The sequence below is a fragment of the Xanthomonas sp. NCPPB 1128 genome (assembly GCF_001043115.1).
Lineage (GTDB): Bacteria > Pseudomonadota > Gammaproteobacteria > Xanthomonadales > Xanthomonadaceae > Xanthomonas_A.
Map to the genome: position 1 here is coordinate 52,295 of NZ_LFME01000018.1, position 21,787 is coordinate 74,081.

At 69.3% G+C, this 21,787-nt stretch carries 22 protein-coding genes and 1 pseudogene; 2 read left to right on the forward strand and 21 right to left on the reverse strand.

Annotated features, from left to right (window positions below; all coding sequences use genetic code 11):
• Positions 1-385 precede the first annotated feature (385 nt).
• The gene (locus ACP93_RS12375) at positions 386-1,078 is read left to right on the forward strand and encodes a DUF998 domain-containing protein (protein WP_048490988.1); all 693 of its coding nucleotides are present in this window, start codon (positions 386-388) and stop codon (positions 1,076-1,078) included.
• Entirely contained in the window at positions 1,075-1,419 is a 345-nt protein-coding gene (locus ACP93_RS12380) for a RidA family protein (protein WP_010342343.1), read from the forward strand. The genes ACP93_RS12375 and ACP93_RS12380 overlap by 4 nt, the downstream gene beginning before the upstream one ends.
• A gap of 227 nt (positions 1,420-1,646) precedes the next feature.
• On the opposite strand, the gene ACP93_RS12385 is transcribed toward ACP93_RS12380, so the two are convergent.
• The 21 genes and pseudogenes from ACP93_RS12385 to ACP93_RS12485 form a co-directional block, all read right to left on the reverse strand.
• The gene (locus ACP93_RS12385) at positions 1,647-2,723 is read right to left on the reverse strand and encodes an SAM-dependent methyltransferase (protein ID WP_048490989.1); all 1,077 of its coding nucleotides are present in this window, start codon (positions 2,721-2,723) and stop codon (positions 1,647-1,649) included.
• 21 nt (positions 2,724-2,744) lie between these two features.
• Entirely contained in the window at positions 2,745-3,527 is a 783-nt protein-coding gene (locus tag ACP93_RS12390; protein ID WP_048490990.1) for a DUF1295 domain-containing protein, read from the reverse strand.
• Entirely contained in the window at positions 3,524-4,069 is a 546-nt protein-coding gene (locus tag ACP93_RS12395; RefSeq protein WP_048490991.1) for a DUF2878 domain-containing protein, read from the reverse strand. Before ACP93_RS12395 ends, ACP93_RS12390 begins: the two co-directional genes overlap by 4 nt.
• Positions 4,066-5,379 carry an SAM-dependent methyltransferase gene (locus ACP93_RS12400; RefSeq protein WP_048490992.1) on the reverse strand — a complete coding sequence of 438 codons (1,314 nt, stop codon included), beginning with the start codon at positions 5,377-5,379 and terminating at the stop codon, positions 4,066-4,068. The genes ACP93_RS12395 and ACP93_RS12400 overlap by 4 nt, the downstream gene beginning before the upstream one ends.
• Positions 5,376-6,155: pseudogene (locus ACP93_RS12405) on the reverse strand (DUF1365 domain-containing protein); the annotation flags it as partial. The pseudogene ACP93_RS12405 and the gene ACP93_RS12400, both read right to left, overlap by 4 nt.
• A gap of 86 nt (positions 6,156-6,241) precedes the next feature.
• Entirely contained in the window at positions 6,242-7,495 is a 1,254-nt protein-coding gene (locus ACP93_RS12410) for an NAD(P)/FAD-dependent oxidoreductase (RefSeq protein ID WP_048490994.1), read from the reverse strand.
• Entirely contained in the window at positions 7,492-8,433 is a 942-nt protein-coding gene (locus tag ACP93_RS12415; protein ID WP_048490995.1) for an acyl-CoA desaturase, read from the reverse strand. The genes ACP93_RS12410 and ACP93_RS12415 overlap by 4 nt, the downstream gene beginning before the upstream one ends.
• 484 nt (positions 8,434-8,917) lie before the next feature.
• Positions 8,918-9,706: an anti-sigma factor gene (locus ACP93_RS12420; RefSeq protein WP_048490996.1), complete on the reverse strand. Its 789-nt coding sequence runs from the start codon at positions 9,704-9,706 to the stop codon at positions 8,918-8,920.
• Positions 9,703-10,260, reverse strand: coding sequence for a sigma-70 family RNA polymerase sigma factor (locus ACP93_RS12425; RefSeq protein ID WP_048490997.1), 558 nt, complete (start codon positions 10,258-10,260; stop codon positions 9,703-9,705). Before ACP93_RS12425 ends, ACP93_RS12420 begins: the two co-directional genes overlap by 4 nt.
• Before the next feature lie 58 nt (positions 10,261-10,318).
• Complete coding sequence (locus tag ACP93_RS12430; RefSeq protein ID WP_048490998.1) at positions 10,319-10,690, reverse strand: hypothetical protein; 372 nt, start codon at positions 10,688-10,690, stop codon at positions 10,319-10,321.
• Between the two features lie 88 nt (positions 10,691-10,778).
• Positions 10,779-11,567 (reverse strand): hypothetical protein, encoded by a 789-nt coding sequence (locus tag ACP93_RS12435; RefSeq protein ID WP_048490999.1) that lies wholly within the window; start codon positions 11,565-11,567, stop codon positions 10,779-10,781.
• A 90-nt stretch (positions 11,568-11,657) separates the two neighbouring features.
• Positions 11,658-12,068 (reverse strand): Rnf electron transport complex subunit RnfB, encoded by a 411-nt coding sequence (gene rnfB, locus ACP93_RS12440; RefSeq protein WP_082143449.1) that lies wholly within the window; start codon positions 12,066-12,068, stop codon positions 11,658-11,660.
• A 107-nt stretch (positions 12,069-12,175) separates the two neighbouring features.
• The gene (locus tag ACP93_RS12445) at positions 12,176-12,469 is read right to left on the reverse strand and encodes an HlyD family secretion protein (RefSeq protein ID WP_131721623.1); all 294 of its coding nucleotides are present in this window, start codon (positions 12,467-12,469) and stop codon (positions 12,176-12,178) included.
• Entirely contained in the window at positions 12,466-12,774 is a 309-nt protein-coding gene (locus ACP93_RS12450; protein WP_048491001.1) for a hypothetical protein, read from the reverse strand. Before ACP93_RS12450 ends, ACP93_RS12445 begins: the two co-directional genes overlap by 4 nt.
• Before the next feature lie 4 nt (positions 12,775-12,778).
• A complete protein-coding gene (locus tag ACP93_RS12455) occupies positions 12,779-13,369 on the reverse strand; it encodes an HAD family hydrolase (protein WP_048491002.1) in 591 nt (196 codons plus the stop codon).
• Positions 13,370-13,464: 95 nt separating this feature from the next.
• Positions 13,465-15,531 (reverse strand): methionine--tRNA ligase, encoded by a 2,067-nt coding sequence (metG, locus tag ACP93_RS12460; RefSeq protein WP_048491003.1) that lies wholly within the window; start codon positions 15,529-15,531, stop codon positions 13,465-13,467.
• A 205-nt stretch (positions 15,532-15,736) separates the two neighbouring features.
• A complete protein-coding gene (locus ACP93_RS12465) occupies positions 15,737-16,189 on the reverse strand; it encodes a DUF2147 domain-containing protein (protein WP_017910211.1) in 453 nt (150 codons plus the stop codon).
• A 151-nt stretch (positions 16,190-16,340) separates the two neighbouring features.
• On the reverse strand, positions 16,341-19,943 hold the full coding sequence (locus tag ACP93_RS12470; protein ID WP_048491004.1) for a M1 family aminopeptidase: 3,603 nt from the start codon (positions 19,941-19,943) through the stop codon (positions 16,341-16,343).
• A gap of 13 nt (positions 19,944-19,956) precedes the next feature.
• Positions 19,957-20,850 carry an ABC transporter ATP-binding protein gene (locus tag ACP93_RS12475; RefSeq protein WP_048491005.1) on the reverse strand — a complete coding sequence of 298 codons (894 nt, stop codon included), beginning with the start codon at positions 20,848-20,850 and terminating at the stop codon, positions 19,957-19,959.
• 129 nt (positions 20,851-20,979) lie between these two features.
• Entirely contained in the window at positions 20,980-21,375 is a 396-nt protein-coding gene (locus ACP93_RS12480) for an SMU1112c/YaeR family gloxylase I-like metalloprotein (protein WP_048491006.1), read from the reverse strand.
• Entirely contained in the window at positions 21,372-21,737 is a 366-nt protein-coding gene (locus ACP93_RS12485) for a VOC family protein (RefSeq protein ID WP_048491007.1), read from the reverse strand. The genes ACP93_RS12480 and ACP93_RS12485 overlap by 4 nt, the downstream gene beginning before the upstream one ends.
• Positions 21,738-21,787: the final 50 nt, after the last annotated feature.

Sequence of the window (21,787 nt, forward strand, 5' to 3'; positions counted from 1 at the left end):
TGTTACGAACATTGAGAAGGCGACGAACAGGTGGCTACGACGTGGTGTGTGGGCGCCGGGGCGAGGCAGGTTGCCCTGGCACGCCGCGCAGCGCCCTTGCTGGGACGCCACGCGCCACGTCCCGGCAGGGGAACGATCAGCGGCGCGAAGGCGATCCTGCGCGGGCGGGCTTGGCGCCATCCCGGGCTGCACCACGCAGCGCACGCACCGGATCCTTCCTTACCCATGCCGCTCCTCCCGCCGTGCATCGCCCGCTCCAGGCTATACCGGCCACGCCGGCGACGCGCATGATAGTGGAATCGTACGTCGCCACGGCGTCGGGACCGCGGCAGGGGCCGTGGCCGGTGCATGCGACGACGGTCTGTGTCGGTTCCGGAGCCTGTCGATGGCGTTGTCCGCATCTCCCTTTCCCGCGCCGCCGCGCTGGACGCGCCTGGCCGGTGCCGCGGCGCTGCTGTTGGCGCTGTCGTTCCTTGGCGTGGCCATCGTCTTGCAGGGCCTGCGCGCCGATCTGCACTGGCAGCAGGCCACGCTCAGCCAGTACCTGCATGGCCCCGGCGGCCTGCTGCTGCGCACCGTCTACGTCTTGCTGGCCGCCGGGGTGGTGGCGCTGGCGGCCGGGCTGTATGCGCAAGCACCGCCACGCGCACGCAGCGGCGCGCCGGTGTTGCTGTTCGGCTGCGCTGCGGTTGGCCTGTGCGGCGTGGCGATCGGCGACAGCTATTTGCCGCAGCGCGCACCACTGCTGGCCCCTCTGGTGCACGGGCTATCCGCGCAGACCGCGTTCCTGTGCGTGACCACGGCGATGCTGCTGCAAAGTGCGTGGCTGCGCCGGCAGGCAGCGTGGCGGGGCCGCGCCGGGCCGTTGCTGCTGCTGGCGGTGCTGGCGTTCGTCGCCTTGTGGGTGCATGTGCTGTGGCGCGCGCCGCCGCGCGGCCTGACCCAGAAGTTGGCGATCGTGCTGATCCTGGCCTGGCTGGTGCCGGTGGCGTACCGCGTGTGGCGCCCGGCGCCTGCAGCCGCGGCGCAATCGCGCGACAATGGCGCGGTCTTCCCACTACAGGACAGCGCATCATGATCCAGCGTTTCGATACCGGCCCACGCATGTCGGAGATGACCGTGCACAACGGCGTGGCCTATCTGGCCGGCCAGATCGCCGAGGACACCAGCGCCGACATCGCCGGCCAGACCCGCGAAGTGCTCGCTGCGATCGACCGGCTGCTGGCGCTCGCCGCCACCGACAAGAGCCGGATCCTGCGCGCCGAGATCTACATGACCGACCTGGCCGAGTTCGCCGAGATGAACAAGGTCTGGGAAGAATGGGTCAGCCCGGGCAACACCCCGGCCCGCGCCACCGTGCAGGCCAAGCTGGCCGACCCGGCCTGGAAGATCGAGATCGTGATTACGGCGGCCGCTTGAGCGGTCGGGATTCGTGATTGGGGATTCGTCTTGCCCGTCACGACGTCGCTTGCGTATCCCCTGATCTTCGTAGGAGCGGCTTCAGCCGCGACAGGCACTACCGGTAACGCCCGTCGCGGCTGAAGCCGCTCCTACGACAAGCGACAGGGTCAGAACGCCACCAATCGTTCAGGCGGCAGCACGCCGCCTTTGCCAATCCCCAATCCCGACTCCCCAATCCCAGCGCGTCAGCGCCTGACGAACCGGTAATGCGCCACGCCCCACTGCTGGCCCTGTTCGTAGCCGAACAGTTCCGCGCAGGCCATCCAGAACATGCGCCAGCGTTGCCACCAGATCTTGGCGTCGGCGCCGTAGGTGGCCTGCAGCACCGGCATCAGTGTGTCGCGGTGGCGGTCCTGGTTGTGCAGCCAGGCGTTGGCGGTCTTCTCGTAGTGCTGGCCGGACAGCAGCCAGCGGCGTTCGATCGCCAGGTCGTCCTGGAACTGCAGCAGGGTGTCGGCGGCCGGCATCAGGCCGCCGGTGAAGAAGTGCCGGCCCATCCAGTTGTCCTCGCCCTGCACCTCGAACGGGTAGGCCAGGTCGCGATGGCAGAAGATGTGCACGAACAGCCGTCCGCCCGGCACCAGCCAGTGGCTGACGCGCTTGAGCAGTTCGCGGTAGTTGCGCATGTGCTCGAACATCTCGATCGAGACCACGCGGTCGTAGCTCTCGGTCGGCAGGGTCAGGGTGTTGGCGTCGTGGGTGATCACCTTGACGTTGCTCAGCCCGCGCGCGCGGCATTGCGCTTCGATGTGCTCGCGCTGCGGCCGTGAGTTGGACACCGCGGTGATGCGCGCGCCGGGGAACTGCTCGGCCATCCACAGCGTCAGCGAGCCCCAGCCGCAACCCAGCTCGAGGATGCGCTGGCGGTCGCGCAACTGTGCGCGTTCGGCGTAGAGCTGCAGCATGCGTTCTTCGGCCGCGTCCAGGTCGGGCGTGCTCGCGTCCCAGTAGCAGCTGCTGTACTTCAGGCGCTTGCCCAGGCACAGCTCGAAGAAGCGTGGCGGTACTTCGTAGTGCTGGCGGTTGGCCGCATCCGTCTCGATCGCGATGGCGCTCTCGCGCAACGATTCGATCAGCAGGCGCTGGCGTTCCCAGGCTGCATCGGCGCCGCCGTCGCGCTCCTCGCGCAGGCGCTGTGCGCACAGCCGGCGCATCGCCGCGCGCAGCACGGCGTCGGGCAGCAGGCCGGATTCGGCCAGGCGCGTGCTCAGCGGCTCGGCCGGCGCGGCGGGCGGGGAAGAGGTGGCGAAGGTGCTGGACATGGCGGATCTCCTCGCGCGGGTTCAGTGCCGCGGCGGCATGGGGAAGAAGGCGCTGGTGCTGCGCTGGTAGTCGGCGTAGTCGCGGCCGCGCGAGCGCAGGGCTTGCTTTTCGGTGTAGGGAATGCCGGTGACGCGATAGAGGAAGGCGAACATCAGCAGCGGGCCCAGCGCGGCCACGCCGACCCACAGCGCGCCGCTGCCCACCGCCAGGAACACGTAGGCGAACCAGTGCACGAATTCGAAGAAGTAGTTCGGATGCCGCGAATAGCGCCACAGGCCTTGGCGACAGGTCTTGCCCTTGTTCGATGGATCGGCGCGGAACGCGGCCAGTTGCCGGTCGGCCAGGCTTTCCCCGCCCACCGCGACCAGCCAGGTCGCCACCGCCAGCGTGGTCCACACGCTCCACTGCGGTTGCGGATTGTGCGCGGCCACCGACAGCGGCACCGCGAATGCCAGCACCACCAGCGCCTGGCCGAGGAAGAACGCCAGGAACTTGCGCTGGTCGCCGTGCCAGTGCTCGCGCAGGGCGCGATAGCGGCCGTCCTCGTGCGTATCGCCGAACACGCGCACGCCCAGGTGCCAGGCCAGGCGCGCGCCCCACAGCCCGCCCAACGCGGCGGTCAGCACGCGCGGCAGCAGCGCGCCGTCGGCGCGCCAGGCGCAGTACACCGCGGTCAGCGCCATGCACGCCGACCACAGCACATCGACCACGCCGGCATTGCGGGTCTGCCGCTGCCAGGCCCAGCCGGCGAGCATGACCAGCACGGTGAACACGCCCACGTGCAGCAGCGGCCAGGCGTTCATCGCGCTGCTCCGGTTGCGGGCAGTGCCGGCGTGGCGGCGATCACGCGGCGCGTCGCCAGGCTCAGCAGGGTCAGCGCCGCGGCCCAGCCGACGGCCAGCGCCAGCAGCGCCTGCGGCAAGGGCTGCGTCAGCGTCACCGCCTGCCAGCCGCGCGCGGCCAGCACATAGCCCAGCGGGCCGGCGGTGGCACCGAACAGCGCCGCACGCCAGGGATGGCGCATCACCCAGGCCAGCGAATGCTGGAAGGTCAGGGCGAAGCCGGCCCACAGCGCCAGGATCCACAACGGCGGCCACGGCGCCGGCGGCGCGGCGGCGTAGCGCACCCAGTCGCCGGCGCGCATGGCGGCATCCACGCCGGCGCCCAGTGGCAACGCCAGGGCGATCAGTGCGGCGTCGCCGCGGGCGCGGCGGCGCGGCCACAACTGGTACAGCGCGAACAGCGCCAGCGCCGCCGGGCCGGCCCAGGCCAGCCCGTGCGCGGCGCCGACCACCGCGGCCAGCCACAGCCCCTGCAGGGCCAGGTAGTTGATCAGGTTGCTCATGCGTCACCTGCCAGCGCCGGCGCGAACTGCGCCGGCCGTGCGCGCGGCTTGCTCAGCCACAGGTGCACGTCGCCGATCGAGCGCTCCAGGAAGCCGCCTTCGCAGTAGGCCAGGTAGAACTCCCACATGCGGATGAAGCGTTCGTCGTAGCCGAGCGCGCGCACCTGCGGCAGTTTGGCCATGAAGCGCTCGCGCCAGGCGCGCAGGGTCAGCGCGTAGCTGGGGCCGATGTCCTCCAGATTGAACAGGCGCAGGTCGCTGGCGCGGGCGATCGCCCCGGTCATCGCCGCCACCGAGGGGATGAAGCTGCCCGGGAAGATGTGGCGCTTGATGAAGTCCACCGACGTGAGCGCCTGCGCGTAGCGGTGATCCTCGATGGTGATGGCCTGGATCAGCGCCTGGCCGTCGTCCTTGAGCAGGCTGCCGACCTTGCCGAAGTAGGTATCCAGGTACTGGTGGCCGATCGCCTCGATCATCTCGATCGACACCAGGCGGTCGTAGCGGCCGTCGAGATCGCGGTAGTCGCGCAGCAGCACCTCGACCCGGTCCGACAGCCCGGCGGCGGCGATGCGCTGCCGCGCCAGTTCGTACTGCTCGCGCGAGATGGTGGTGGTGGTGACGCGGCAGCCGTGGTGCTTGGCGGCATACAGTGCGAAGCCGCCCCAGCCGGTGCCGATCTCGACCAGGTGATGGTGCGGCTGCAGGTCGAGCTTGGCGCAGATGCGCTGCAGCTTGCGTTCGGCGGCGCGTTCCAGCGCGGCCTCGCCCAACGCGGCGTCGGCATCGCGGAAGATCGCCGAGGAGTACATCAGGTTGCGATCCAGGAACAGTTCGAACAACTGGTTGCCCAGGTCGTAGTGCGCGGCGATGTTGCGGCGGCTGCCGGCGCGGGTATTGCGCGCGAACGCGTGCAGGCCGCGCATCGCCAGGCCGCCGAATCGGGCCAGGCCGGTCTCCATCGCGTCCAGGCGGTCGCGGTTGCGCACCAGCAGGCGCACCAGCGCGACCAGGTCGTCGCAGTCCCACAGCCCGTCCATGTACGCCTCGCCGACGCCGACGCTGCCGTTGAGCGCGGCCTGGCGATAGAAGCGCGGGTCGTGGATGCGCAGATGCGCCTGCAGCGTGTCGGCGCCAGCAGCGGCATCGCCCAGCGTGGTCAGCGTGCCGGCCTCCTCGATGCGCAACTGGCCCTCGCGCAGGCCGTCCAGCGTGGCGAGCAGGCGTTGCCGCAGCAGGCGGTCGAGCCCGCGCAGCGGCGGTGCGGCAGGGGTCAGCGCGGCGGCGGAAGAGGGCGCGTGCGGAGCGTTCATCGGCGTTCTCGCGGAAGGGAATGGTCGGGGTGGTCGTGCACCGGGTTGCCGCGCAGCCACAGCCGCAGGGCCTGCCAGTGGATCTTGGCCATGACCTGCAGGGTCATCGCCGGATAGCGCAGCAACGCCTGCGCCAGGCTGGCGCCGTCGAGGGCGCTGCGCTGCAGCACCAGGGTGGCGTCGAAGCGCCTCCGCGTGGCTGCGGGCGCGGGATCGAGCACGTCCATGTGCACGCGCAGGTGCGCGCCGGGTTCGCTGAAGCGCCAGGCGTAGGTGTGCGCCATCGCCATGAACGGCGACACATGGAAGCGCTTGGCGAAGCGCCATGCATGCGTGATGCCGTGGCTGCGCGCCTCCGCCATCGGCAGCACGTAGGCGTGGCGCTGCCGCCACGGCGTGTTGGTGATCTCGGCGACGATGCTGTGCAGGCGCTGCTGCGCGTCGTGGCAGTAGTAGAACGTGACCGGATTGAAGCAGTGGCCGAAGTAGCGCAGGTGGGTGAGCATGCGCACCGGGCCGAGCGGGCGCTCGCCGGTGTGCTGCTGCACGCGGTCGCGCACTGCCTCGTCCAGTGGTTGCGTAGGGTCGCCCAGGTAATCGCTGCGGCGGAACTCGGCCACGTTGCGCCGGTTCACCGACCACAGCCAGCGCCGCGCGAACACCTGCTCCAGCTCGCCCAGGTCCAGGTACAGCAGGAACAGCGGATAGCGGAACGCCAGCGCCTTGGGCGCGTAGCGGCGATGCCGCACCCAGCCGGTGTACATGGCGCTGTGCAGGCCATGCAAGGTCGTGCCCGCCGCCGCCGACGTTGTCGAGACGGCGCCAGCCGGCGGGGCGGGCACGGCAGCACGGTGCATCGAGGTCATGACCAGGGTACCCCCAGCGCGGCGGCCACGTCGACCGCGCTGCGCAGGCCGTCTTCGTGGAAGCCGAAGCCCCAGCCGGCACCGGCGAACCAGGTGTTGCGCTGGCCCTGGATCTCGTCCTTGCGCGCCTGTGCCGCCACCGACGCCTGGGTCTGCAGCGGATGCCGGTAGCGCATGCGCCGCAGCACCTTGGCCGGATCGATCGCATCGCTGCGGTTGAGGCTGACGATGAACGGCTGCGGCGCCTGCAGCGACTGCAGTGCGTTCATCCAGTAGCTGACCGTGCACGGCGCGTCCGGATCGGCCGGCACGTGCGCGTTCCACGCGGCCCAGGCGCGGCGGTCGCGCGGCAGCACGCGCGCGTCGGTGTGCAGTACGGTCTCGTTGTCCTGGTAGCCGATCGCGCCGAGGATCGCGGTTTCGGCGTCGCTGGGATCGGTCAGCAGGCGCAGCGCGTCATCGGCGTGGCAGGCCAGCACCGCATGGTCGTATTGCTGGGTGTCGGCATCGCAGGCGATCGCGACGCTGCCGTGCGCGGTGCGCTGCACCGCGCGCACCGGCGTGCCCAGCCGCTCGCGCACGCGCCAGCGGCTGCGCAGCGCGCGCACGTAGCTGTTGGAGCCGCCGCGCACCACCTGCCACTGCGGGCGGCCGCTGACCTGCAGCATGTGGTGGTTGGCCATGAAGCCGATCAACTGGCGCATCGGGAAGTCGAGGATCTGCCGCGAGGGCGAGGACCACAGCGCCGAGGCCATCGGCACCAGGTGCGCGTCGCGGAATACCTGGGAGTAGCGGTGGCGCTGCAGGAATTCGCCGAGGGTCAGTTGCGCCAGGGTGGCGTCGTGCAGCGCCTGTGGCGCCTCCCGGTAGAACCGCCGCAGGTCGCGCAGCATGCGCCAGAAGCGCGGTGACAGCAGGTTGCGGCGCTGGCAGAACAGGCCGTCTAGGGTGCCGGCGTTGTACTCCAGCCCGGTGCGTTCCTCATGCACCGAGAAGCTCATCGTGGTCGGCTGCGACTCGACCCCGAGCCGCGCGAACAACGCGCTCAGCAGCGGGTAGTGCTGCGGATTGAACACGATGAAGCCGCTGTCCACCGCGTATTCCACGCCCTCCAGTTCGATCGCATGGGTATGGGTATGGCCGCCGAGATAGTCGGCCGCTTCGTACAGCGTCACCTCGTGACGCTGCGACAGCAGCCACGCCGCGCCGAGGCCGGCGATCCCCGAGCCAACCACCGCGATCCGGCTCATCGGGCACGCGCCTGTGCACGTACCAGCCCGGCCGGCACCGGCTTGAGCTCACGGATCATGCGGGTCCACGACAGCGCCTTCAGTCCATACCAGGTCAGGTCCAGTTCCCACCAGCGGAAGCCCTGGCGCGCGGCGCCGGGGAAGAAATGGTGGTTGTTGTGCCAGCCTTCGCCGAAGGTCAGCAGCGCCAGCCACAGGTTGTTGCGGCTGTCGTCGCGGGTGTCGAAGCGGCGGCTGCCGAAGCGGTGCGCCAGCGAGTTGATGGTGAAGGTGGCATGGAACAGCGCCACGGTGGAGACGAAGAAACCCCACACCAGCAACTGCGGGCCATCGGTGCCGAGCTGCGGCACGTGCTGCTGCAGCCACTCGCCGAGCAGGAACAGCGCCAGCGCCAGCAGCACCGGCAGCAGCAGGTCGAAACGATCGAGGAAGCGCAGTTCGGGAAAGCGGCGCAGATCCGGGATCGCCTCCCAATCGGTGCGGAAGCCGCGCGGAGTCAGGAACCAGCCGCTATGGCTCCACCAGAAACCGTGCTGGCGCGGCGAATGCGGATCGGCCGGGGTGTCGGTGTGGCGATGATGGTTGCGGTGGTGCGCGGCCCACCACAGCGGCCCGCGCTGCACGCAGGTGGCGCCGATCGCGGCGAACAGGAACTGCACCGGGCGCGAGGTCTTGAATGCGCGGTGGGCGAAATAGCGGTGGTAGAAGCCGGTGAGCGCGAACATGCGCACCGCGTACATCGCCACGGCCATGCCAACGGCGAACCACGATACACCGACCCAGAACACGCCCAGGCAGGCCAGGTGCAGGCCGATGTAGGGCGCGGCGCGCAGCCAGTCGATGCGGTCGGCGCGTGCCGGATCGAGTTCGATCTCGGCGCTTGTGTCGAACCAGCGCCGCAGGGTGCGCAGGATGCGGCTGCGCTGCGCAGGCGGCATTGTGGAATGGGAGCGTTCCGGAACGGGACTCGGCACAAGCGCGTCTCATTGGGGGACTTGGGGAGCGATACGGGCGAAACCGGAAGACGGATGCACCCGCGTCGCATTTCCCCTGCACGGCTGCGGGCGCGGCATGGCGGCCACGACGGCGCAGCGCAGGCGTCGCACGAATCGGAAGATCTGGCTGTCGTGCGGATGCGCGATGGCGGCGGCGATGTTGCCTGCGCACGAGTGGTGGGCGGGTGAATGCGCGCCGGGTTCTTGCAGATGAGAGCGGCACAGCCTGCGTGCGGCACGTGCAAGGCACCTGGAGCGCCAGGCGTTATCGCCCCTCTCCCATCGGGAGAGGGGTTGGGGTGAGGGTACGGCGCGAAGCGCCTCGCGGAATCAGGTCCACGAGGCTTCGCCCGTACCCTCATCCGCCCCTGCGGGGCACCTTCCCCCGAAAAGGGGGCCATGGTCCGCATGGGAGAAGGGGAATTGTCTACGGCGCCAGTTGCAGCGTGCTGATGCCGCCCTTGGCCACGACCGGGCCGGTGGCGACGCCGCCGGGCGCGCCGCCGGGCGGTTCCATGGTCACCGCCAGCACCGCGCCGTCGCTGAGCAAGGGCATCAGCGCATCGGGGATGCGCGACACGCGCGCCTTGGCCTCGTCGAACACGCCCATCGAGCGCGCCTTGCCGTCGGCCGGGATTAGCCACAGTTCGGGCACGCGCGCGCTATCGCGATTGTCGCCCAGCGGGGTGAGGGTGATGCTGCGCTTGTCGGCATCCATCAGCGCCACGTAGCCGGGCTTGCCGTCGTCCTGCATCAGCGTGGAGGTCATCGCGATGCCGCTGGGCTTGGGCGTGGTGGTGGCCACCGGCGGCGGCTGCGCGGCCGGCGGCGGCACCGGCGCACGCGCCAGCAGCAGTGCCAGCAGGCAGGCGGTGGCGGTGGCGAAGCCGCCGGCGCTGAGCCAGCGCCAGGTCCGCACGCTGTCCCAGAATCCGGGCGCGGCGGGCCGCGCGCGCGGCGCCGGCGCATCCAGGCCCAGCGAGGCGCGGATGCGCACCCACACGCGCTCGGGCACCGCCACCGGGGCGATCTCGTCGGCCAGCGGCATCAGGTGCTGCTGCCACTGCAGCACCGCTGCGGCGAACTCGTGGTCGCTGTCGATGCGCGCCTCGGCAGCGCGGCGCTCCTGCGCGTCGAGCACGCCGAGCACGTATTCGCCGGCCAGCACGTCGCGCGGCGGCGGGGTTTCCTGCGGATCGGGCACGGAGGCGTTCATCGTTCCAGGCACGCTTTCAGTTTGGCCAGACCGCGGCGGATCCAGCTCTTGACCGTGCCCAGCGGCGTGCCGCTGCGGTGCGCCAGTTCCTCATAGGTGATGCCTTCGAAGAACGCGGTGCGGATCAGCTCGCCGCGCGGCGGCTCCAGTTCGCCCATGCACACGTCCAGGCGCCGGCCGGCCACCCGCCACTCGGTGTCGGCGAGCGGATCGCGGCCTTCGTCCTGCAGCTCGCCGGCGTCGTCCAGCGCCACCGATTGCCGCGCCGGGGCGCGTGCGCGCAGATGATCGATGGCCTTGTTGCGCGCGATCATGGTCAGCCAGGTCAGGCCGCGCGCGCGCTGCGGGTCGAACTGCCCGGCCTTGCGCCAGACCGACGAGAACACGTCCTGCAGCACGTCCTCGGCCTCGCCACGCTGCGGCACGATGCGCAGGCACACGCCGAACAGGCGCGAGGCGGTGGCGCGGTACAGGCGTTCGAACGCGGCGCTGTCGCCGGCGGCGGTGGCGACCAGCAATTGTCCTGCTTCGTCGTGATCGGGCGACTCGGTCATGCCGGGAGACGGTGGCGAAGGTCGGCGCGATGCTACAGGCTTTCGCCGCGGCCGTCGCTCAGGCGCGCTGGCGCCGCCACAGCACGAGGGCGATGAGCAGCAGGACGATCTCGAACGCGGCCAGGCCGCTCGTGCTCGGGCCCACCGGCCACAGCCGCAGCAGGCTGGCGCTGCGGTAGAGCACGATGGGCACGTAGAACGCCAGCGCCAGGAGCAGGCCGGTGCGCAGTTGCCCGGTGCGGGCGAAGTAGCCGAACAGGAAGGCCATGCCCAACTGCAGGCCGCCGTAGATGACCAGGTATTCGGACTGGCCGGAGCGGTCCAGGCCGACATAGCCCACCGCTGCGGCGGTCTGCGCCGGCAGCAGCGTGCACCAGACGGCCAGGAGCGCGTACAGCGCGGCGTTGAACCACAGGTAGGCCTTGGCCATGAGGTGTCCTCGTCGATGCGCGAGCGGTGCGCAGGCATGGTTGTAGCGGGTGCGGCGCAGGCCGGCGTGAATGCGCTGGCGGCGTGGCTCAGCGCGCGCTGCATTGCGCGACCAGCGGTTGCTGCAACGCCTGTTGCCAGGCGCCATCGTCGGCCTGGCCGCGCAAGCGTTCGGGAAACTCGATGCGCACGTTCGGGTAGCGGCCGCGCGCATCGCGGATATTGCCGACGCCGCGGAATTCGAGCAGACGCCGGTCCTTGCGTGCGTAGGCGACGCTGAGGTCGGGCAGCAGCGTGCCGTACCAGGCGGCCAGGCTCAGGGTGTAGCGCTGCACCTCGGCAGCGGCCGGGCCAGGGGTGATGCGAAAGTCGAGCGTGCGCAGTTCGCTGGGCAGTACGAAGGCGATCTGCTGCGGTGCGCCGTTGCCCAGGCTGTCCCAGCGCTGGCGCAGGTAGGCGTCGAAGCCGGCGTCGATCACCTGTGCCTCGGCGCTCTTCGGCAGCGGCGCGCGGCGTTCGGCCTGGCCCCTGGCCTGGCTGAACATCTCGCGCCCGCTGCCGTTGCGGCGCACGCCTTCGCGGTAGCCGCTGCGCGCATCGACCAGTTCGAAGGCCGGCGCGGCGCTGCCGTCGTCCACGCGCTTGCGCGCGAACGCGGCGCCATCGGCGCACTGGTACAGCACCAAGCGTGCGCCATCCTCGCGCACCCAGTGGCTTTCGCGGTACAGCACTTGCTTACTATCGGCGGCATAGGCGATGCCCTCGTAGTGCAGCATCGCCTTGGCCGGCGCGGCGGCGACGAGCGCGGCGGCGCCCAGAGCCAGGGCCAGCGGCAGGGACGGTCGGGTGAGCGGGAAGGCGGCGGTCGACGTCGGCATGCACGGCGCTCCGGTGGGATGACACCAGGACATACGCGGCCGGCGCCGATCCGGATGCGCCCGCGGTGGCGGCCGCGCTGCGCGGGCGTCTCAGCGCAGCACGATGCAGTCCACCGGGCAGGCCGGCAGGCACAGCGCGCAGCCGGTGCACAAGGGCGCCAGCACCGTGTGCATGTGCTTGGCGCCGCCGACGATGGCATCCACCGGGCAGGCCTGGATGCACTTGGTGCAGCCGATGCAGTCGGCCTCGACCACCCACGCCACCTGCGGTGGCGCGTGCGTGCCGCGGCTGCGGTCATAGGGCAGGACGGGGACCCCGAGTACCCGCGCCAGCGCGCGCGCACCGGCGTCGCCGCCGGGCGGGCAGCGATCCACCTGCGCGGTTCCTTGCGCCATCGCCTCGGCATAGGGGCGACAGCCGTCGAACCCGCATTGGCCGCACTGGGTCTGCGGCAGCAGGCGATCGAGGCGTTCGAGCAGGGTGTCGTGGGCGGGCGTCATGGCGGAGGCGGCGCGCGGCAGCGCGCGCGGTGCAACAGAGGCGGAGAAGCGGAAAGGCCGGTGTGGCCGGCCCGCACAGTGTAGCGTGGCCGCACCGTGGCCCGTCGCTAGCGCGCGCTGCGGGTGTCGATCTCGACCAGGACTGCGGTGCCCGGCACCAGTGTGATGGGTGCGGCCTGCGCACGGTCCAGCACGATCCGCACCGGCTGGCGCTGCACGCGCTGGACATGGTTGCCGGCCTGGGCGGTCGTGTCGCGCGTCGCCCCCGCCTCCTGCGCGGCGGCGCCGATCGCCTGCACGTGGCCGACCCAACCGATTCCCGCACCGCCGGCCACGCGCACCTGCGCGGCCTGGCCGACCCGGATCGCTGGCAGCGCGTCCTCGCGGAACCGGGCGATCACCACCGTCGCTCGTCCGTGGACGCATGCGTGGAGACGGCGGCCGGCGTGCCGGGCATGGCGCCACCGGGGCGCGAGGACGTCGGCGCCACCCAGGCGTCGTCGCTGCGCGCCGGGCCGTGGATGCTCCATCCCCATACGCTGATGGCGAATGCGATGCCGAGCGGGATCGCCAGCGCCACGATCGACAAGGCGATGACCGCGCTGCGGTCGCGCGGTGGCCGCGTCTCGGCGTCGCTGCGTGCCGCCGAGGCGGCCACGCGCTGCGCAGTGGACGGCAGCGGCGGCGGTGTCTGGCGCAGCGTCATCGGCTCAGGAGATCCGGCGCCCGCGGTACCAGCGCTCGTGCGCCAGCGCCAGCATCGGCCGATCCTCGCGGCTGTCGCCGTAGGCGTAGATGCGCTGATAGGCGCTCAGGTCGTACTGCATGCGGATCAGCGCGGCCTTGCGCGGCCCGCAGTCGCCGTGGCGATAGCGGCCGGTCAGGCGCCCGTCCTGCACTTCCAGGCGGTTGCAGATCATGCGCAGCCCATGCTGCGTGCACCAGGGCCGCAGATACAGGTCCAGCGAGCCGGAGACCAGCACCACGGTGTGGCCTTGCGCCTGGTGCCAGGCGATCCGCTGCATCATGTCCGGCCGCAGCAGCGGGGGCAGCGCGTCCTGCGCATAGTGTTCGGCCTGGCGGGCGATGTCGTCTGCATCGCGTCCGGCGAATACCAGCCGGGTGACCCGCGTGCGCAACGCCGCCGCCGACACCATGCCCAGCCGATAGCCGGCCAGCCAGGGCCCGACCGCCCAGCGCGCCCGCGCCTGCTGCGCCGGCGTGGCCACACGGCGCAGGAACCCCGAGTAGGTATCGGCGGTGGTGACCGTGTGGTCGAAGTCGAAGAGTGCCAAGTCCATGGGAATGGGGAATGGGGAAACGGGAATCGTAAAAGCGGGTCTGGCGGCGGGCTGCAGCTCTGCGATTCCCGATTCCCTATTCTCCTTTCCCGGCCTTACCGCACCGGCATGCCCGGCTGCGCGCCGCTGTCGGCGTCGAGCAGGGCCAGGGCGCCGCCGTCGAAGCCGGCCGACAGGATCATGCCCTCGCTGAGGCCGAAGCGCATCTTGCGCGGGGCGAGGTTGGCGATGAACACCACGTTGCGGCCGACCAGCTTGTCCGGCTCGCCATAGCTGCCGCGGATGCCGGAGAAGATCTGCCGCTTGCCCAGCTCGCCGGCATCCAGTTCGAAGCGCAGCAGCTTGTCCGAGCCTTCGACGAACTCGCAGACGAGCACCTTGCCGATGCGCAGGTCGAGCTTGGCGAAGTCGTCGATGCCGATGACGCTGGGAGTGGGGAGTGGGGATTCGGGATTCGCAGCGACCTTCGTTTCGGTCTTGGCCGGTGCCGGCTTGGTTGCGGCCGGGGCGGGGGCGAGGGTGTCCTTGGAGGCGTCGGTCATGGCGTCGAGCAGCTTGGGGTCGATACGGGTGAACAGGGGGGTGTAGGGCTGGATCACGTGCGCCAGCAGCGGGGCGTCGAGGTCTTCCCAGGCGGTGAGCGGTGCAGACAGGAACGCCTCGGCTTCGGCGCAGGTGCGCGGCAGCACCGGCTTCAGCGCGGCGGCCAGCACCCGGAACAGGTTCAGACCCTGCGTGCACACCGCCTGCAGTTGCGCCTCGGCGCCGTCCTGCTTGGCCAGCACCCACGGCTTGTGTTCGTCGATGTACTTGTTGGCCTCGTCGGCCAGAGCCATTGTCTGGCGGATCGCGCTGGCCGGGTCGTTGCGCTCGTAGGCCTCGCGGATCGGCGCCAGGGCGGCGACGAAACGCGCGTACTGCGCCGGGTGCGGCAGCGCGTCGGCGAGCGTGCCGCCGAAGCGCTTGTCGATGAAGCCGGCACAGCGGCTGGCCAGGTTGACGAACTTGCCGACCAGGTCCGCATTGACCCGCGCCACGAAGTCGCCCAGGTTCAGGTCGAGATCGTCGACGCCGCCGGAGGACTTGGCCGCGAAGTAGTAACGCAGCGCTTCCGGCTCCAGGCCCACGTCCAGGTAGGTGCGGGCCATGACGAAGGTGCCGCGCGACTTGGACATCTTGGCGCCGTCCACGGTCAGGTAGCCGTTGACGTGCAGCCGGGTCGGCGCGCGATGGCCGGTGCCGTGCAGCACCGCCGGCCAGAACAGGCCGTGGAAGTTGACGATGTCCTTGCCGATGAAGTGGTGCAGTTCGGTGGATGTGCCGGCGGCCAGGTGCGGCTCGAATGCTTCGCCCAGGCTCGCGCACAGGGTCTGGAAGCTGCTCAGGTAGCCGATCGGTGCGTCCAGCCACACGTAGAAATACTTGCCCGGCTGGCCGGGAATCTGGAAGCCGAAGTACGGCGCGTCGCGGGAGATGTCCCAGGCGCGCAGGCCGCCCTCGCTGTCCAGCCATTCCATCAGCTTGGCCTTGACCCCGGGCAGGGCCACGTCGCCGGCCAGCCACTGCCGCAGGAAGCCGTCGAAGCGGCCGACCTCGAAGAAGAAATGCTCCGAATCGCGCAACTCCGGCGTGGCGCCGGAGATGACCGACTTGGGCTCCTTCAGTTCGGTCGGGGAATAGGTGGCGCCGCAGACCTCGCAGTTGTCGCCGTATTGGTCGGCACTGCCGCAGTTCGGGCAGATGCCCTTGATGTAGCGATCGGGCAGGAACATGCCCTTGGCCGGGTCGTAGAACTGCGCCACCGAGCGCCGCGCGATGTGGCCGCCGGCGTCGAGCTTGGCGTAGAACGCCTCGGTCAGCGCGCGGTTGGCGGCCGAGTTGGTCGAGTCGTAGTGGTCGAAGGCCACGCCGAAGGCGGCGAAATCGCGCTCGTGGCTGGCCTGGATGGCGGCAATGAAGCTCTCGGGCGTGACTCCGGCCTTCTCCGCGGCCAGCATGATCGGCGTGCCATGGGTGTCGTCGGCGCACACGAACCAGGTGCGGTCGCCGCGCAGCCGCCGCGCGCGCACCCAGATGTCGGCCTGGATATAGCCGACCAGATGCCCCAGATGCAGCGGTCCGTTGGCATAGGGCAGGGCGGTGGTGACGAGTGCGGTGGTCATGGCGGCCGGCGATGCTGGGGGCCGGGGATTATTGCATGGAGCTGGGAATGGGGAGTCGGGAATGGGGAATCGCAAGAGCGGTGGTCCTCGACCCGATAGCCACGAAAAAGGCGCCTTTGCAGGCGCCTTGTCGGAATGGAGGGGCATCAGGCCAGCAGATGCAGCTTTTTACGATTCCCGATTCTCCACTCCCGATTCCCAGCTTCTACTCCCTGATCCAGGTCTGCGTCCGGCCCAGGGCCTCGATGCCGATGTAGCCGCGCATCTGCAGCTTCTTGCCGCCGTCGGTCAGGGTGACCTTGGCCTTGTAGGTCTTGCCCTTGGCCGGGTCCAGCACCGAGCCGCCGTCCCACACCGCCGTGCCGTCGGGCTTGAGGCCCCACAGGATGGTCATGCCCTTGATCGGCTTGCCCTTGCGCTCGCCGTCGCACTTGTCGCACATCGGGTTGGGGCCGTGGTTGGACTGCAGGATCTCGACCACCTTGCCGCTCAGCGTGCCGTTGGCGGCCTGTTCGATCTGCACGATCGACTTGGGCTTGCCGGTTTCGTCGTCGATGGTCTGCCAGCGGCCGACCGGCGAGGTGTCGGCGGCGTGCGCCATGAATGCCGCCGCGCTCAGCGGCAGGGCCAGCATCAGGGTCTTGAAGGTCGTGCGCATGTTCCCCTCCCGAGGGATGTCCGGTGCGGCCGGCGCGATGCCGGCCTGATCCGACTGTATACCCAAGCGTATGGTGCTGGGAATCCTTGCATGCCGGCTGGTTCAGGCATTCGCCGCCCCGCCTGCTTGCGGCGGACAAGGCGGCGTCAGGCTATTGCAGCGTCACCTGCTTGCGGTTGTCGTCAGAGACGCGATCGATCAGCTTGTTGTACGGATCGAAGCCGGCCTCGCTGGGCAGGCCGTTCACCGTCAGCGTGACCGTGGGCGTGGCCGTGGTCACGTGGATGCGCTGCAGCGCCAGCACTTTCTCGTCGCGTTCCTTGCCCGAGGGGCCTTTGGCGAACACGCCGACTTCGATCCAGTCGTTCAGCGCCGCGTCGCGCTCCTTGCCCTTGCCGTCGACGTAGTGTTTGGCCGCATGCAACGTCAAGGTCACATCGTAGCGACCGTCGGCACGCCTGTGCGCGGTCGCCGACTGTACCCGGTTGTCGTAGAACGTGATCTTCTCGAACAAATCGTCGATCAGCGTCTGCTGGTCGGGGCGCGCCTCCGCGCGGATGAACTGCAGCAGTTCGGCCGAGGTGGTGTACGGCGGTTGCTGGAACGCCTTGGCCTGCAGGAAGGCGTGCAGCGCCCGATTCAATGCCTGTTCGCCCATCTCCTCGCGCAGCCGGTAGAACACCAGCGAGCCCTTGCGGTAGTGGATGTATTGCTGGTTCTCCACCCGGTACAGCGGCAGCTCCTCCAGGCGCTCGCCACCACGCCCGCCCAGGTAGCGGTCCAGTTCGTATTTCAGGAAGCGGCGCATGTGCGCGCGTCCGTATTCCTGTTCCATCACCATCAACGCCGAGTACTGCGCCAGCGATTCGGACAGCATGGTCGCGCCCTGCACGTTGGCGCCGATCACCTGGTGCGCCCACCACTGGTGCGCCACTTCGTGTGCAGTGACGTAGAACACGTAGTCGATGTCGTCGGGGTCGCGCAGGTCGGCGATGAAGCCGATCGATTCGGAGTACGGGATGGTGTTGGCGAAGGACTGTGCGAAGTTCTGGTAACCCGGAAACTCGATGATGCGTACCTGGTGGTGCTGGTACGGGCTGAAGTTCTGTTCGTAGTAGGCCAGCGACTTCTGCGTGCTCTCGATCATGCGCTGCACGTTGTACGGATGCTTGGCGTCGTAGTAGATCTCGATCGGGATGTTCTTGTAGCGCGCCTTGCGGACCTGCCAGCGTGCCGACAAGTAGGCGTAGAAGTTCAGCATCGGCCTGTCCATGGCGTAGCTGAAGCAGCGCCGGCCCTGGCGGCGGAATTCCTTCTGCAGGTAGCCAGGCGCCAGCGCGATCTGGTCCGGCGCGGTACAGATGGTGGTGGAAAAATCGATCCAGTCGGCATCGTCGCTGATGTAGGTATTGGCACGCGCGGCCTGGTCCTCGAGCTTGGGCATGCGGGTGGGTTCGCCCAGCCCACGCTTGCGGCGCTCGTTGCGGTCCTGGATCTGCTGCTGCTCGTTGTAGCCGAAGCCCGGCAGCATGCTGCTGTTGAAGAAGCTGCCGTTCTCCACGATCTCGCTCTGCGCCTGCTGCACGATGAGACCATGCGGACGGCGTTCGATGCGGAAGCGGAAATCGCGCTGCTCGCCCGGCTGCAGCGGCGTGGCCAACCGGTAGATCCGATAGCCCAGTGCCATGTCGTGCTTGAGCAGGGTCTGCCCGCCCAGGTCCACCGACACCAGGCTGCGGTCGCCGTCCTCGCCGGACATGGCGATGTGCACCTCGCGGATCGGCGCGGCATGGGGATTGCGCACCGTCCATACCGCGTCCACCCGCACCGACTGCGTCTCGGGATGCAGATCCACCTGGTTGGCGACGGCGACGATGCGCGGCTGTGGCAGATCCTTGTACTTGCGGTACTCGCGTTCGTAGCGGGCCTGCAGATCCAGTTCCTGGTCCGGAGAACGGTAGGTGTTGTAGATGTTGCTGTTCCAGTAGATCCAGCCGCCGACCGCGGCGCAGGCCAACAGCGCCAGCGCGGTGGCGACGCCGTGCGCGCCGCGCAGCCGCTGCCCCGCCAGGCGCAGCCGCTGGCGTGCGCCGTTGCCGCCGCCACGCGGCCAGAACGCCGCCGCCAACAACAGCAGCGTCAGCAGGAACAACCCCCAATAGCCCTGCAGCCACAGCTGGCCGGGCAGGAAGTGGCCGTAGCCGTTCATGTCCGAGTACGGCGCATTGGGCCAACTGCCGAAGTTGTACAGGTTCTGCGTGTAGTCGAGCATGGACAGCGCCACCTGTCCGATCAGCAATAGCACCAGTAGCGCATAGCCGAGAAACTTGTTGTTGCTCAGCACCTGCAGGACCAGCGCCATGCCGCCCATCAGAACGTAGAACACCGAACCCAGCGCCAGGGTCTTCACGTACAACAGCGGTTCGACGTGGAAGTAGCCCTTGCATAGCTGGGCTGCGATCGCGGCCATCGCGCCGACCGCCTGGAACGCGGCGATCACGGCGATCAGGGTGAGCAGCTTGCCGAGCAGCGGTATCCAGTTCGGCACCGGCATCGCGTCGGTGATGCCGTCGATGCGCGCGCCGCGTTCCTTCCACACCAGTTCGCCGGCATAGAACAGCACGATGATCACCAGCAGGAAGCTGTAGCTGTTCTGCAGCGACTGCAGCATCACCGACGTCACCGGCCAGACGTCGGTCCCGTAGAGGCTGTTGCCATACACCGCCTGCGGTACGAAGTTGGCGATGCCCAGCAACAGCAGCACCAGGAACGGAGCACTGCGGAAAACGCCTGCCGTGTCGAAGCGCACTTGCCGCAGCAACTGCCGCCAGTGCGCGCCGGCCTGGGCAAACGGCGCAGTGGCCGGCACGCGCAGCGCGACCGCAGCCGTGGAGGGAACCGCTGCGGTCGCGGCGGCGGCTTGGCGGCGCCGCCGCCCGACGCGCCGGCCGGTGCCGCTGCGCTCGGTGCGGAACAGTGCGAAGGTGGCTGCGAACAACGCCACGCTCATGCCGAGCCACAGCAGCCGGTTGCCCAGCAGGTAGCCGCTGAGTTCGGGCAGGTTGTGGTTGAGCTCCTCGGCCGGCCAGTAGCGCATGGTCTGTGCCAGCGCGCGGATGCCGAGCGGGTCGGACAAGGTCGCGATCCACACGTTGTCCAAGTCGGCCAGCACCGCGCGGCTGACGCCGTACAGCACCAGGAACACGATGACGCCCACGTACACCCAGAGAATGCTGCGCGCGGTCACCGCCAACAGCGACAGCAAGGCGGTGGCGAACAGCACGTTCGGCAACACCATCACCGCCAGCGCCCACAGGTAAGCCGACGCCGAGGCCGGCCCCAGCTGTGCCGGATCGATCCACGGCATGAACTGGGCGACGAAGATGCCGAGCGCGATGATCAGGTACATCGTCACGCACGCCAGCAATGCCGCACCGATCCGCCCTGCCAGGTAGTCGCGACGCCGCACCGGCGCGGAGAACACCAGTTCCGCGGTGCCCAGCTCGAAATCGCGCAACAACGCGTTGCTCACGAACAGCGTCGCCACCAGCAGCGCGATCAGGGTGAACACGGTCATCATGGTGATCACGACCGAGGGGGCATTGCGATGGACGTTGCCAATGCCGCCGCCGATCTGCACCGCGTCGCTGGAGGTGGCGCCGAAGGCGAGCAGGGCGAGCAACGCGGCCAGCAGCCACAGCAGGGGAGAACGCAGCTGCTCGCGCAACTCGAAGCGCAGGAAGGCCAGGGTCATGGTCGGCGCTCCGTCAGGCGGCCCGCGCCTGCTGACGCAGGCACTGGAAATACACATCCTCCAGGTCGGGCGCGACCGGCTCGAACCCCGCTTCGGGACAGTCGGTGCTGAACACATGGATCACTGGGTTGCCGGCCACGAGCCGGGTCGACAGCACGGTGAAGCGCGCCTCATAGTCGGCCAACGCACTCTTGGGCACCTGTTTGCGCCACACCTGCGCGCTGAGCGTGGCGATGGCGTCGTTGGGGCGGCCGCTCAGCAGCACCTGGCCCTTGTTCATGATCGCCATCGACGGGCACAGGTCGGTGACGTCCTCGACGATATGGGTGGACAGGATCACCACCACGTTCTCGCCGATTTCGGCCAGGAGGTTGAGAAACCGGTTGCGCTCCTCGGGGTCCAGGCCTGCGGTGGGCTCGTCGACGATCACCAACTGCGGGTTGCCGAGCAGCGCTTGCGCGATGCCGAAGCGTTGCCGCATGCCGCCGGAATAGGTGCCGAGTTTGCGCTTGCGCGCGTCCCACAGGTTGACCTGCTGCAGCAGCGCTTCGACGACGTCCTTGCGTTGGCGGCGCTCGGTCAGGCCTTTCAGTACGGCGAAATGGTCGAGCAGGTCGAGCGCGCTGACTTTGGGATAGACGCCGAAATCCTGCGGCAGATAGCCCAGCCTGCGGCGCAGCGCATCCTTGTCGCGCAACACGTCGATGGCGTGGCCATCGGCGTCGCTGAGGGTGACGCTGCCGCTATCGGCCTCCTGCAGCGTGGCCAGGGTACGCATCAGCGACGACTTGCCCGCGCCGTTGGGGCCGAGCAGCCCGAACATGCCGCGCGGGATGTCCAGCGTGACGCCTTGCAGTGCATGGACGCCATTGGCGTAGGTCTTGGACAACGCGCGGATCTGCAGCATGCGGCACCTTCCCCCTGGTCTGGCTTCGATTGTTGGGGGTCGGCGACGCTGTCGCATGCGCCGGAAGTCATTGCTGCTTTGGTCGAGGCGCCCGTCGTTCGTCGGTGCGCTTGGCCCGGTCCAGCAGGCTCAGCCGATCTCGTACAGCTCCAGTGGCAGGTCGTCGGGGTCGACGAAGAAGGTGAAGCGGCGGCCGGTGTATTCGTCCACGCGGATCGGTTCGACCTCCACGCCGTGCGCTTGCAGGTGTGCGACGGCTGCGTCCAGGTCGCGCACGCGCAGCGCCAGGTGGCGCAGCCCGCAGGCTTCCGGGCGGCTGGGCCGCGGCGGTGGCGCGGGGAACGAGAACAGTTCGATCTGGCTGCCGTCGGGCAGGGCCAGGTCCAGCTTCCAGGAGTCGCGCGCGTCGCGGTAGACCTCGGCGATCACCGGCAGGCCCAGGATGCGGCTATAGAAGTCCTTGGAGCGCGCGTAGTTGGAGGCGATGATCGCCACGTGGTGCAGGCCGTCCAGGGTCAGGCTCATCGGCACAGCGCCTGGCCGAACTGCAGCAGATGGCCGTCCGGATCGCGGATCGCGAACTCGCGCATGCCGTAGGCGAAGTCTTGCAGCGGATAGACGGTGCGCCCATGCGGCTGCAGCCGCTGCCACCAGGCATCGACCTCGTCGGTGCGGAAGTACAGCGAGGAAGCAGCGCTGGCAGCGGTGGTATCGGCCTCGGTATGTTGCGCGGCCAGCATCAGTGTCAGCGGGCCGTGCCGCAGCGACACCCAGCCCGTCGCCACCGCACCACCGTCGAGGCGAAACGCCAGCGTATCGGTATAGAACGCCAGCGCCGTGGCCAGGTCGGCGCAGCGCAACATCGGGGTCAGTGCAATGAAGGTCATGGGTTGACCCGGCGCGAGCGAAATCGAGCGATCCATCTGCGGAGGATAGC